This is a genomic window from Actinomadura livida, from assembly GCF_014648675.1.
Lineage (GTDB): Bacteria > Actinomycetota > Actinomycetes > Streptosporangiales > Streptosporangiaceae > Spirillospora > Spirillospora livida.
This window is the reverse complement of record NZ_BMRO01000004.1, coordinates 240419-252975: the sequence shown is the minus strand read 5'-3', so window position 1 is coordinate 252975 and position 12557 is coordinate 240419. Positions and strand designations below refer to the sequence as shown.

Sequence of the window (12557 nt, the reverse complement as noted above, 5' to 3'; positions counted from 1 at the left end):
CCGCCGCGCCAACCTGTTCGGGATCATCGGCGCGCTGGCGCTGATGGCGTCGATGACCGCGGCGACCACGCTGGTCGTCGAGTCGGTCTCCGAGGAGGCGGGCTGGACGATCGCCACCGCGGCCGTCCTGCTGGCGCTGTGCGGGTACGTGTGGTTCGTCCAGCCGTACCTGACCCGGCTGAAGGCGAGCCGGCCGAAGCGGCCGAAGACGACCTGACCGGCCGCCCGCCGCACGCCCCGCTCAGCCGCGCCGGCCCGGGTCAGTAGGCGCGGCCGAAGACGACCCGCTTGCCGTAGGCGGACGGGCGGCCGCACTTCACGCAGTCGCCGGTCTCCGCGGGCGCGTCGGACGGGATGACCCGGGGCGTCGCGGCGGTCTCGGCCTTGATGTCGTCCTCGCAGGCGGTGTCCCCGCAGTGGAACGCGCGGGCCCAGCCGGACGCGACCTGCGCGGCGAACGCGTCCCAGCCGTCCACCGCGGCGGTGTTCTCCTCGCGGAACGCCTCGGCCCGCCGCAGCAGGAACGCCTGGAAGTCGTCGAGGATCCCGGGCAGCACCTCCGCGACCTTCTCCAGCGGGATCTGCTCCTTGCCCTGGCCCTCGACCGTCGGCAGCCGCCGCACGACGGTCGCGACGCCGCCGTCGATGTCGCGCTTGCCCAGCTCGATGCGGACCGGGACGCCGCGCATCTCCCACTCGTTGAACTTGAAGCCCGGCGAGAGCTGCGGGCGGTTGCCGTCCACGTGCACCCGGACGCCCGCGGCCTTGAGCGCCGCGCCGAGCCGGCGTGCCTCCGCCGCGGCCTCCTCGCCCTGCTCCTTGCGCCCGATCGGGACGATGACGACCTGGTACGGCGCGAGCCGCGGCGGCAGCACGAGGCCCTTGTCGTCGCCGTGCGTCATGATCACGCCGCCGATCATGCGGGTGCTCATCCCCCAGGACGTGGTGTGCGCGAGCATGAGGGCGCCCGACTCGTCCTGGTACTGGATCTCGAACGCCTTGGCGAAGTTGGTGCCGAGGTAGTGCGACGTCCCGGCCTGCAGGGCCCGTCCGTCGCGCATCATGCCCTCGATCGTGTAGGTGCGGACGGCGCCGGCGAACCGCTCACCGGGCGTCTTCTCCCCCGGGACGACCGGCATCGCCGCGAGGTCGCGGGCGAGGTCGGCGTAGGCGCCGAGGGCCCACATCGTCTCGCGCATCGCGTCGTCCTCGTCGGCGTGGGCGGTGTGGCCCTCCTGCCAGAGGAACTCGGTCGTCCGCAGGAACATCCGCGGCCGCATCTCCCAGCGGACGACGTTCGCCCACTGGTTCAGCAGCAGCGGCAGGTCGCGGTGGGAGTCGATCCACTTGGCCATGTACTCGCCGATGACCGTCTCGGACGTCGGCCGCACGACCAGCGGCTCCTCCAGGTCCTTGCCGCCCGCGTGGGTCACGACGGCCAGCTCCGGGGAGAAGCCCTCGACGTGCTCGGCCTCGCGCCGCAGGTAGGACTCCGGGATGAACATCGGGAAGCACGCGTTCTCGTGCCCCGCGTCCTTGATGCGCCCGTCCAGGTCGGCCTGGAGCAGCTCCCACATCCGGTAGCCGTACGGCCGGATGACCATCGTGCCGCGCACCGGCCCCCGGTCGACGAGCTGGGCCTGCACGACCACCTCGTTGTACCAGGCGGAGAAATCCTCGCTCTGCGGCGTCACACCTTCTCGACTCACGGCACTCAGGGTACTGACTCGCGGCGCACCGCACGGACGCTTCCCCGGCGCGCCGGGGCCCTTCGCTACGCTCGCGGGATGCGCTGGTCCCAGATGTTCGTGCCCACGCTCCGCGACGACCCCGCCGAGGCGGACGCGCCGAGCCACCGGCTGCTGCTCCGGGCGGGGTACGTCCGGCAGCTCACCGCGGGCCACTACTCGCTGCTGCCGCTGGCCGTCCGCGTCCGGGCCAGGATCATCGAGATCATCCGCGCGGAGATGGACGCGATCGGCGCGCAGGAGATGCTGCTGCCCGCCCTGCACCCGGCGGAGCCGTGGCAGCGCTCGGGACGCTGGGAGCTGATGGGCCAGGAGATGTTCCGGCTCCGCGACCGGCGCGGCGCCGACCACGCCCTCGGCATGACGCACGAGGAGATCTTCGCGACCGTCGCCCGCGAGCTGAACTCCTACCGCCGGCTCCCGCAGCAGTGGTACCAGTTCCAGACGAAGTTCCGGGACGAGCCGCGCCCCAAGGGCGGGCTCATGCGGACCCGCGAGTTCACCATGAAGGACGCCTACAGCTTCGACCTGGACGGCGCCGGCCTGGACGCGTCGTTCGGCGCCTACCACGGCGCCTACACCCGGATCTTCGAACGGCTCGGCCTGCCCGCGCTGGCGTGCGAGGCGTCCAGCGGGACCATGGGCGGCTCGGACTCGACCGAGTTCATGTGCCCCGCCGACGTCGGCGAGGACCTCGTCGTCCACTGCCCGGCCTGCGGCTACGCCGCCAACATCGAGCGGGCGACGTCCGTGCTCCCCGCCGCGTCCGACGCGCCGGGGCCGGCCGCGCCGGAGCGGTTCGACACGCCGGGCGTCCGCACCATCGAGGACCTCCGCGCGTACGACGCGCCGGACGACCGGCAGATCAAGACGCTCGTCTACGTCCTGGACGGCACGCTGACGCTCGTCCTGCTGCGCGGCGACCACCCGCTCAACGAGCAGAAGCTCGTGGACGCGACCGGCGCCACCGGCATCCGCGCCGCCGACCCGGCCGAGATCCAGGACGCGCTGGGCGCGCTGCCGGGCAGCCTCGGCGCGGTCGACGCGTTCCTCCCCACGCCCCTCCCCGTCATCGCGGACGAGGCGCTGCGGGGCCGCCGCGACATGTTCACCGGCGCGAACACCGACGACGTCCACCTGCGCGGCGTCGACGTCGACCGCGACATCGAGGTCGGCAAGTGGGCGGACCTGCGGGAGGTCGAGGCGGGGCAGCGCTGCGTCCGCTGCGGCGAGGCCCTGGAGATCCGGCGCGCCATCGAGGTCGGCCACATCTTCAAGCTCGGCGACCGCTACGCCCGCGCGCTCGGCGTCGAGGTCCTGGACCCGGACGGCAAGCGCGTCCCGGTGGTCATGGGCAGCTACGGCATCGGCGTCGAGCGCGCGATGGCCGCGATCATCGAGATCCACAACGACGACCGCGGGATCGTCTGGCCGCTGGCCGTCGCGCCCTTCCAGGTCACCGTGGTGGTCGCCCAGTCCGACGACGCCGAAGTCGCCGAGGCCGCCGAGGACGTCTACGCCGCCCTGAAGGGCGCCGGCGTGGACGTGGTGATCGACGACCGCGCCGAACGCGCCGGGGTGAAGTTCCGGGACGCCGAGCTCACGGGCATCCCGTTCCGGGTGACCGTCGGCCGCCGCGGCCTGGCCGAGGGCACCGCCGAAGTGACCGCCCGCGCCACCGGCGACACGGAGAAGGTGCCGCTGGACGCCGTCGTCGCGCACGTCCGCTCACTCCTCCGACGCTGAGGCCCGCGACACCCTTCTGGCTGGTGGTGGCCAAATTTCGTGCTGTCCAAGATGTACCGGGGCATATAAAGTTCCCGCGTGCGGGTGGTTGTCACGGGGGCGGCGGGGTTCGTCGGGAGTCATGTGGCGGACGCGTTCGCGGTGGCCGGGCATGAGGTCCTCGCCGTCGACGCGCCCGGACGTTCACTCACCCCCGACCTCGCGCGCCGCACGTGGGCGGACCTCGCGGCCAGGCCCGGTGTCGTCGCGGCGGAACTCGATCTGGCGGTCGACGAGCTGGGCCCGGTGGCCGCCGCGGACGTCGTCGTTCACCTGGCCGGACGTCCCGGGGTCCGCGACTCGTGGGGCGCCCGGCGCGCGGTCGAGCGGGACAACGTCCGCGCGACGGCGCGGCTGCTCGCGGCGTGCATGCGGCGGCCGGCGGCGCTGCGGCCGAAGGTCGTCGTCGCGTCGAGTTCCTCGGTGTACGGCTCCGCGGGGCGGCGGCCGAACCGGGAGGACGACCCGCTGAACCCGGCGAGCCCGTACGCGGCCAGCAAGGTCGAGGTGGAGCGGCTCGCGGGCGCGGCGGCGCGGGACGGGCTGCGGACGGTCCTGCTCCGGTACTTCTCCGTCTACGGCCCCCGGCAGCGGCCCGACATGGCGTTCCACCGGTTCGTGGAGGCCGCGCTGAGCGGGCGCCCGCTCCCCGTCTTCGGCGACGGGCTGCGGTCGAGGAGCTTCACGCATGTCCGGGACGTGGTCTCGGCGACGCTGGCGGCGGCGGCCGAGGACCTGCCGCCGGGGATCGCGGTCAACGTCGGCCACCACGAACCCGTGACCGTCCGGGACGCGATCGCGATGCTGACCGGGGCGCTCGGCGTCCCCGCGGAGATCCGGCGGGAGACGCCGGTGGCCGGGGACGCCACCCGGACGTGGGCCGACACCGCCCGCGCCCGGCGGCTGCTCGGCTGGACCGCCGCGACGGACCTGGCCGAGGGGCTCGCCGACCAGATCGCGTGGCACCGCGCGGCGCACGAGGAGGTGCGGGTCGGTTGAAGGGCCGGATGGAGCACAGGGCGGCGTACTTCGCGTTCGACCGGTTCCCGTCGAGCAAGGGGTCGGCGGTGCACATCGCGCAGATGGCCGACGAGCTGTTCGACCACTTCGGCGGCGGGCTGCTCGGGGTGATCGGCGGCCCTGACCTGCCCCGGTACCAGCGGGAGGGGACCCGGGAGATCGCGCGGTTCGACGTCCCGGTCCCGAACCTCATCGACCGGGCGGAGGCGTTCTCCGGGTGGGTCGCCCGCCATCTGGAGCCGCACCTGAAGACGCTGGAGGTCTGCCACGTCCGGGACCCGTGGAGCGCGCTGCCGGTCGTCGCGGACGGGCGGCGGCACAAGGTCGTGTACGAGGTCAACGGGCTGCCGTCCATCGAGATGAGCCACACCTGGCCGTGGGCGGCGCCGAGCACGCTCGGCAAGATCCGCGAGCTGGAGCGGTACTGCCTGGAGCGCAGCGACGCCGTCGTGGTGCCGTCGCGGGTGATCGGCGCGGCGGTCGCGGCGCTCGGCGTGCCGGAGCGCGGCATCCATCTGGTGCCGAACGGGGCGGAGACCGGTGCGCGGCCGCCGCGTCCCGAGGGCGCGCCCGGGCGGTACATCGTCTACATCGGCGCGCTGCAGCCGTGGCAGGGCCTGGACGTGCTGATGCGCGCGTTCGCCAGGCTCGCCGACCTGGACGGCCTGCGGCTGGTCGTCTGCTCGTCCGTCCCGGAGCGGCGGTCGAAGCCGGTGCGGAGGATGGCCGAGCGGCTCGGCGTGGCAGACCGGGTCGACTGGCGGTTCACGCTGCCGCACCACGAGGTGGCCGCGTGGCTGGCGCACGCGGAGGTCTCGGTGGCCCCGCTGACCGGCTGCGCCCGCAACCTCGACCAGGGCTGCGCCCCGCTCAAGGTGATCGAGTCGATGGCGGCGGGGGTGCCGGTCGTGGCCTCCGACCTGCCCGCGGTGCGGGAGCTGATGGCGGACGGGGAGCACGGGCGGCTCGTCCCCGCGGACCGTCCCGCCGAGCTGGCGCGGGCGGTCCGGATCCTGCTGGAGTACCCGGACGAGGCCGTCGCCCTGGGCCGCAGGGGCCGGCGCCGGATCGAGGAGGGCCTGACGTGGGCGCATTCCCGCGCCCGCCTGGCCGAGGTCTACCGCACGGTCGTCCGGCCGCTGCACGACCAGGTTCGATAGGTGGTTCGTCATGTTCTGGCGCAAGCAGAAGGCCGCCATCGAGCGGTTCCATCCCCTGCACAGGGCGCTCACCCTGGAGCGGGCGTTCTCCGTCTCGCTGCGGCGGGACGACTGGGAGCCGGTCATCCAGAGCCTCGCGCGGCACACCGCCGAGGTGCGGCGGGGCAAGTGGCAGCTGAACCGGCGGGTGCCGGGCGTCCTCGTGCCGATGCTGCGGATCCTGGTGGCCGACATGCCGCCGCACGGGACGCTGTCGGTCGCGGCGGACATGCGCGGCCACCGGCTGCCGGAGAAGAACGGGCCGCAGCACGACGTGCCCGTCCGGCCTCCCATCACGTCGATGAAGCAGTGGTACGCCATGGACCCGTGGCTGCGGATGCGGGCGGAGCTGCGCGACGGCAGCGTCCTGGAGCTGTCGGTGACCGACCGGGTCCGGCACCGCAAGTACCGCAAGCGCAACCCGCGGGGCAAGATCAAGTACAAGTCCAAGTCGAAGACGGTGCAGCTGGTCCAGGTGACGCGGCGGCTGGCGAAGGACGCGGCCGTGCAGCGGCCGGGGTCGCCGCCGCCCCAGTGGGTCAGGGTCCGCGTCAAGCCGGGGAAGCGCACGGTGATCCGGGCGAACGGGAAGTTCCCCGGGCCGCTGGAGGACCAGGCGATGATCGACCAGATCCTGCACGTGTCGACGGAACCGTTCCGGTGGACGCCCCCGGGCCGCACCGCGAGGAGGACCCCGTGACCCCATGCTCGGTGACCACCGGCTTCTTCGTCCTCGGACGCTGCGGGCAGGCCGCGGTGGTGTCCTGCCCCGGGTGCGGCCGCCCCGTCTGCGGCGCGCACGCCGCGGCGAACGGGCTGTGCCCCGAATGCGGCGCCGCCCAGGGCTACGGGACGCACGACCCGCACCACCCGGCCTGGACGGGCGGCTACCGGCGGCACTACTACCACCGCAGCTCGCAGCTCTACAACGACGCCCTCTGGTACACGACCTTCAGCGAGTACGACCGCGGGGCGTTCAACCCGGGCGACGACTGGTCCCACGGCGGTGACTGGGGCCCGGACGACGACACCGGCTTCGTGGACAGCTGATGCCCCGCGTCCTGTGGCTCACCGAGCACTACCCGCCGAGCCGGGGCGGGATGTCCCAGTCGTGCGACCGCATCGTGCGGGGGCTGCGCGCGTCCGGGGTAGAGGTCGACGTCGCGCACCTCACCCGCCGCGACCGCCCGTGGGGCGTCGGGCGCGAGCACGGCGGCCGGCTGATCACCGCGCCGCTCGGCGACGACCCCGAGCACGCGCTGCGGCGGCTGTGGACGACGATCAACGCCGAGGACCTCGCCGGCTACGGCCACGTGGTCGCGTTCGGCGGCGCGTACGCGATGCTCGCCGCGCCCGTCCTGTCCGCGCTGCTGGACGCCCCGCTGGTCACGCTGCTGCGCGGCAACGACATCGACGTCGGCGTCTTCTCGATGCGGCGGCGGGGCGTGCTGGCGGACGCGCTGCGCGCCTCGTCCCGGGTGTGCGTCGTCGCCCGCTCGCACGCGCCGCTGGTGTCCGCGATCGCCCCGGACGCTGCCGTCACGTACGTCGCGAACAGCGTCGACACCGCGCAGTGGCGGGTCCTGCCGTCCGAGCGGGAGCGGGCGCGGGCCTGGCGGGCGGAGCACGTCGCGCCGGGGCGCCGGACGATCGGGCTCATCGGGCAGCTCAAGGTCAAGAAGGGCGTCGGCTTCTTCCTGGACGCCCTGGCCGCGTCCGGGCACGCCGAGTCGTTCCATCTGCTGCTGGTCGGCGAGGTGGAGGAGTCCGTGGCGGAGTCGCTGGCCGAACGCGGCGTAGCGCACTCGGCCATGGCGTTCCTCGACCGCTACGACCTGCCCGCCGTCTACGCGAGCTGCGACCTGGTCGCGCTGCCGTCCTTCTACGACGGGATGCCGAACGTCGCGCTGGAGGCGGCCGCGCTCGGCGTGCCGCTGCTCGCCTCGGACGCGGGCGGGCTCGCGGACGTCGCCGACGACGAGATCGGGTTCACGTTCCCCGCCGGGGACGCGCACGCGTGCCGCGCGGCGATCGACCGGGCCGCGCGGGCGGGCGACGCGGAGCTGGCGAAGCTCGGCGCGGCGGGCGCGGAACGCATCCGGCGCGACTTCACCCCGGCCGCCGAGACCGCCGGCTACCGCGCCGTGCTCGACGCGGTCCGTTGATCCTCTGCTACGCGTCCGGGGACGGGCTCGGGCACCTGACGCGGCTCAGGGCCGTCCTGCACACCCTGGGGGTGGACGGGCCGGTCACCGTCGTCACCGCGTCGCCGTTCGCGGGCGATCCGCGCGTCACCGGCGACTGGCGGATCGTGCGGGGCACCGGCGTCACGGGCCTCGCGCCGGACGAGGTGCCGGAAGAGGTGATCGTGGACGCGTTCCCCGCCGGTCTCAAGGGCGAGCTCATCCGCGGCGACGTGATCCTTCCCGGCACGAAGGTCACGCATCTGGCGCGGCTGCTCCGCTGGGACGCCTACGCGCCGATGCTGCCCGCCGATCCCCCGCGTTTCGACCGGACGTTCGTCCTCGAACCGCTGGCGCCCGCGCACGAGGCGTACCTGCGCGCCGTCTCCGACGAGATCGTGCCGCTCGCCCTGACCGATCCCCCGTCGGAGCCGGTCGACGTGGACGGCTGGCTCATCGTCCACAGCGGGCCGGAGGCAGAGACACTCGAACTCGTCGCCTACGCACGCGACATGGCGTCCGCCGAAGGCGTCCGCCCGCCGATGACACTGGTATCGCCCCAGAAGCCGGACAGCCTGGCCCCAGAGGTCGCGTATCTCGACGCCTATCCCGCCTGGCGACCGGGCCCGAACGTGCAACGGATCGTGACAGCGGCCGGTTTCAACGCCGTCCGGCAGTTCGCGCCCTGGCGCGACATCCACCGGATGCTGCCGTTCCCCCGCAGCCTGGACGATCAGTTCGCCCGCGCCGCCCGCGCTAGGCGGGAAGCCGGAGATCGAAGTCGATCTCCACGTCGTCGGCCAGCCTGAGGGCGCCGAAGAACGCCGAGTACGGCTTGATGCCCCAGCGGCTCTGCGTCACGGTGACGCCGCCCCGCACCCGGTCGCCGTCCAGTTCGGCCCGGATCCGCACGGGTTTCGCGCGCCCCATGATCGTGAGGTCGCCCTCGATCTCGCCGTCCCCGGTGATTCGGCTGGAGACGAACGTGATCTCCGGGTGGCGATTGACCTCCAGCACCTTGCGGAGGTTCTTCTTGATCTCGGCGCGGTCGTCGTCGGTGAGGGGCTTCACGCCCCCGGTGCCCTCGCGCACCTCCAGCGCGTCCACGTCGACGGCCACCCGGACGGACGACCCGTCCAGCGGGTCGCGGGCCTCGACCGCCGCCGTCCAGCGCGTGGCCTCGATGGTCAGGTCGTGGCCGGCGCGGCGCCCGAGCCCGCTGCGGCCGGTCCTGACCAGCAGCCGCCCGTCGTCCGGCCCCAGCTCGTACGTTCCCTCTGGTACCGCCATGCCTTCAGCCTGTCACGGGCGCCGCCGGGACCCCGCGCGCACCCCCTACAGGCACTCCACCTTGGGCTGCGGGCGGTACTCGGTGTGGAACTTCTCGCGCCGCACCTTCCGCCCGTCGTCGAGGAGCGTCCGCCAGACGTCGATCTTGAAGCCCTTGCGGCCGGCCATCGGCACGCACTTGCGTCCCCGTCCCACGCCCGTCCCGTACGGCTTGATCCCGTACCGCTCGGACGCCTTCGACCGCACCTCGTACCTGCGTTCCCCGTACAGGCTGACCGTGAGCGACGCCGCCGTGTAGCCGACCTCGATGCGGACGGGGTGCCCGGTGTCGTTCCGCCACGTGAAGTCCAGCCCCGGATAGGCGACCGCGGCCTCGCGCCCCTCGGGGTACTCCGGCATGTACATGGTGTGCGCCCGCGAGTTGCGGATGTCCAGGCCGGCCCGGAACACCGCGTTGAAGAGCGTCGTGGACACCTGGCAGATGCCGCCGCCCACGTCCTTCACCAGCCGCGAGCCCATGATGGCCGGCGCCGGGACGTATCCGCGGCTCTTGGTACGCGGCCCGACGACGTCGTTGAACGAGAACGTCCGGCCGGGATCGACGACGTGGCCGTCGAGGATCCGGGCGGCCAGCTCGATGTTGCGGACGCGGGGCTCCCCCGGCGTGAACCGGGTGGTGTAGCTGCTCATCGGCCGCTCGTGGACGCCCGCTGCCCCGCCCGCCGCGGCGTCCGGCGCCACCCTGCCGGGTAACGACCCGTCCGGCGGGGCCTTGCCGCGGACGTGCAGCGTCGCCGCCGCGCCCGGATCGCGCGGCGCCAGCAGGTACGCCCCGAGCAGCAGCCCGGTCGTCGCCAGCGTGCCCGCCACGAACGGCCACCATCGCTGGACGCACTCGCCCAGCTTCGGCTGCTGCCCGCGCCCGCGGCGCTCACGCCCGCCGCGCCGGCTCCGCTCATGGCGCCTTCGTTTCCGGCCAGGCCGGGTCCGCCTCACAGAACACACACCCCCCGAGGATCCCCCTTCGGATCCTGCAACGGACCCTGCCGCTCCCCCGCGCCCAACGCCGGACCTTTACCCGAACAACACGAACCCGCGAACAACAGCGGGCTCCGGCCCCGCTCCGGCCGGGCAGAGCCGACCGCCCGGCCGGTGGCGCGGAACCGGGCGGGCGGTCGGGGTCAGCGGTGCGCCGTCAGCGGGCGCGGGCCCCTTCGCGCAAGCGCTCGGGGTCGATCTCCCGTCCCGGGTACCTGCGCAGGTACTCGGCTTCGAACTGGTTCATGCGGCGCGTGTGCTCCCCGTACGCCTGGTCGGCGGCGTGCCGGAGCGCGTCGAGCCTCGTCTGGTACAGATGCCCCAGCTCACGGAACAGGTCGTCGTCGGTCAGCGCGCCGGGGTCGACCCCCATCGCGGTGTCATTGCTCGTCGTGTCCGGGCTCGTCATGTCCGGTTCCCTCCTCCGTGGGCGTCCGATCCCCTACCCGGTCGCCGTCCGCCAAACCCCGCGTTCCGCGGGCCCGTCAGCGGAGCGCCTCGGCGGGGCAGAAGACGGTCAGGGCGCCCGCGTGCTTGCCGAAGCGGAGCTTCGCGGGCAGCGAGGTGAGCTCGCCGTCGCGGGCGATCCGCAGGCCGCCGGCCGGTGACGCCAGCTCCAGCGCGGTCGCCTTCCACGCGCGGTAGCCGGGGGTGATGTGCAGGTGCCCGGCCAGCACCGCGGCGACCGCGCGGACGCGGGGGACGCGGCGGCCGGTGGACACCGTGCGGATGTCGAGCCACCCGTCGTCGAGCCGCTCGCGCCAGTTCGGGGTGGTGCCCCGCGCGCCGTAGAGGCAGTTGCCGACGAACGCCAGCCAGACGCGGCGTTCGCGGCCGTCCACGAACAGGTCGACGGGCTCGGAGTGCCGCAGCGTCCGGACGGCGGCGACGGCGAGCGCGGGCCACTTGCCGATGCGCCGCTCCAGCCGCGCCCGCCGTTCGAGCAGCTCGGTGTAGGCGCCGAAGCCGGCGGTGTTGAGGAAGATGTGCTCCTCGTCCTGTCCCCGCCTGCCGCCCGCCGGGGTGAGGTAGGCAACGTCGACGCGGCCGAGCCGCCCGTCCCGGTAGGCGGAGATCGCCTCCGTGGCCGACGCCATGCCGAGGGCGCGGGAGAAGTGGTCGAACGTACCGCCCGGGACGACCAGCAGCGGGACGTCGTGGTCCAGCGCCGCCCGCGCGGCCGCGTTCACCGTCCCGTCCCCGCCGACGACGGCGAGCACCGACGCCCGCCCGGCCGCCTCGCCGAACACCTTGTCGGCGTCGTCGCCCGCCGTGAACGTGACGATCTCCGCCGCGGGCAGTTCCCGTTCGAGGATCTCCACGGCGAAGTCCGCGCGGCTCGGCAGTATCCCGCCCGCCATCCCGACCGGCGCGTCGCCGCCACCCGCGGCGCGGTTGACGACCGCGACCACCCCGCGCCCGTCGTCGGCGACCAGCTCGCCGAGGTCCCGCCCGGTGACCGTGTCCTCGGCCGGCGTCACCCGGGCCGCCGGCGGGTGGGCGGGCCAGACCGTCCGCGTCCCGAGCGCGGCGAGCATGCCGATCCCCACCCCGGCGAGGACGTCGCCCGGATAGTGGGCGCCGGTGTACACGCGGGAGAACGCCACCGCCGCGGCCGTGGCCGCTGCGGGCACGGCCACCGAGCGCGGCGCCTCCATCGCGACGCCGGTGGCGAAGGCCGCGGCCGACGCCGAGTGGCCGGACGGGAAGGCGTGCGACGTCGGCAGCTTCCAGCGGATCCGGATCGGCGGCACCAGGTCCACGACGGGCCGCTTGCGGCGGAACGCCTGCTTGCCGAGGAGGTTCACCGCCGGGCTCGCCACCGCGATCGCCAGCGACCCGCGCAGCGCCGCGCGCCGCAGCCGGGCGCCGCCGGAGAGCCCCATCACCCCGGCGCTCGTGAACCACAGCACGCCGTGGTCGGCGAACCGCGACAGCCTCGGCAGGACGTACTCCAGGCCCGGCAGGTGCGCCGCCGCGACCCCGTCGAACGCCCACCGGTCGATCCGCCCCAGCCTGCGCAGCGTGCGGGAGCGGTGGAAGCGGGACCGGGGCTCCGGCGGCGGGGGACGCCGCCATCCGGGGGGACGCCAGGCGGGGGGCCGTCGCTGCGCGGTGGGATGGGCCGAGTGGTTGACGCGCATGACCGGGGTATCCCCCAGGGTGGCGACATGATGCCGCAAAGATCTCAAATCGGGGGTCACATGCGGGCAGACGTCCCGCCGGACTCATCGACTGCAATAGGCTTCCGGGCATGAGTCACCCGGAACGACTCGGTTCCTCGGGTGGCGAGT

The 12557-nt window shown here is 74.0% G+C and carries 12 protein-coding genes and 1 pseudogene; 8 read left to right on the top strand and 5 right to left on the bottom strand.

Annotated features, from left to right (window positions below; all coding sequences use genetic code 11):
- Nucleotides 1–217 (top strand): annotated as a pseudogene (locus tag IEZ03_RS10870) (DUF6328 family protein); the annotation flags it as partial.
- Nucleotides 218–260: 43 nt separating this feature from the next.
- Here the strand turns inward: IEZ03_RS10870 and proS are convergent.
- Nucleotides 261–1709, bottom strand: coding sequence for a proline--tRNA ligase (gene proS / locus IEZ03_RS10865; protein WP_229808203.1), 1449 nt, complete (start codon nucleotides 1707–1709; stop codon nucleotides 261–263).
- Nucleotides 1710–1787: 78 nt separating this feature from the next.
- Here proS and IEZ03_RS10860 point away from each other — a divergent pair, with 78 nt between their 5' ends.
- The 7 genes from IEZ03_RS10860 (at nucleotide 1788) to IEZ03_RS10830 (ending at nucleotide 8744) form a co-directional block, all read left to right on the top strand.
- On the top strand, nucleotides 1788–3494 hold the full coding sequence (locus IEZ03_RS10860; protein ID WP_184888613.1) for a proline--tRNA ligase: 1707 nt from the start codon (nucleotides 1788–1790) through the stop codon (nucleotides 3492–3494).
- 78 nt (nucleotides 3495–3572) lie between these two features.
- Nucleotides 3573–4532 carry an NAD-dependent epimerase/dehydratase family protein gene (locus IEZ03_RS10855; protein WP_229808202.1) on the top strand — a complete coding sequence of 320 codons (960 nt, stop codon included), beginning with the start codon at nucleotides 3573–3575 and terminating at the stop codon, nucleotides 4530–4532.
- Nucleotides 4533–4540: 8 nt separating this feature from the next.
- Nucleotides 4541–5713: a glycosyltransferase gene (locus IEZ03_RS10850; RefSeq protein ID WP_184888615.1), complete on the top strand. Its 1173-nt coding sequence runs from the start codon at nucleotides 4541–4543 to the stop codon at nucleotides 5711–5713.
- Nucleotides 5714–5723: 10 nt separating this feature from the next.
- The gene (locus tag IEZ03_RS10845; RefSeq protein ID WP_184888617.1) at nucleotides 5724–6452 is read left to right on the top strand and encodes a hypothetical protein; all 729 of its coding nucleotides are present in this window, start codon (nucleotides 5724–5726) and stop codon (nucleotides 6450–6452) included.
- Nucleotides 6449–6802, top strand: a complete 354-nt coding sequence (locus tag IEZ03_RS10840; RefSeq protein WP_184888618.1) for a hypothetical protein — start codon at nucleotides 6449–6451, stop codon at nucleotides 6800–6802. The genes IEZ03_RS10845 and IEZ03_RS10840 overlap by 4 nt, the downstream gene beginning before the upstream one ends.
- Complete coding sequence (locus IEZ03_RS10835; RefSeq protein ID WP_184888620.1) at nucleotides 6802–7917, top strand: glycosyltransferase family 4 protein; 1116 nt, start codon at nucleotides 6802–6804, stop codon at nucleotides 7915–7917. Before IEZ03_RS10840 ends, IEZ03_RS10835 begins: the two co-directional genes overlap by 1 nt.
- Nucleotides 7914–8744 (top strand): hypothetical protein, encoded by an 831-nt coding sequence (locus tag IEZ03_RS10830; protein ID WP_184888622.1) that lies wholly within the window; start codon nucleotides 7914–7916, stop codon nucleotides 8742–8744. Before IEZ03_RS10835 ends, IEZ03_RS10830 begins: the two co-directional genes overlap by 4 nt.
- Here the strand turns inward: IEZ03_RS10830 and IEZ03_RS10825 are convergent.
- From IEZ03_RS10825 to IEZ03_RS10810, 4 genes are all read right to left on the bottom strand, one after another.
- Nucleotides 8692–9225 (bottom strand): YceI family protein, encoded by a 534-nt coding sequence (locus IEZ03_RS10825; RefSeq protein ID WP_184888624.1) that lies wholly within the window; start codon nucleotides 9223–9225, stop codon nucleotides 8692–8694. The genes IEZ03_RS10830 and IEZ03_RS10825 overlap by 53 nt on opposite strands.
- Before the next feature lie 45 nt (nucleotides 9226–9270).
- A complete protein-coding gene (locus IEZ03_RS10820) occupies nucleotides 9271–10095 on the bottom strand; it encodes a VanW family protein (protein ID WP_184888626.1) in 825 nt (274 codons plus the stop codon).
- A 325-nt stretch (nucleotides 10096–10420) separates the two neighbouring features.
- A complete protein-coding gene (locus tag IEZ03_RS10815; protein ID WP_229808201.1) occupies nucleotides 10421–10672 on the bottom strand; it encodes a DUF6158 family protein in 252 nt (83 codons plus the stop codon).
- Between the two features lie 76 nt (nucleotides 10673–10748).
- Complete coding sequence (locus IEZ03_RS10810; RefSeq protein ID WP_184888628.1) at nucleotides 10749–12407, bottom strand: bifunctional phosphatase PAP2/diacylglycerol kinase family protein; 1659 nt, start codon at nucleotides 12405–12407, stop codon at nucleotides 10749–10751.
- Nucleotides 12408–12557: the final 150 nt, after the last annotated feature.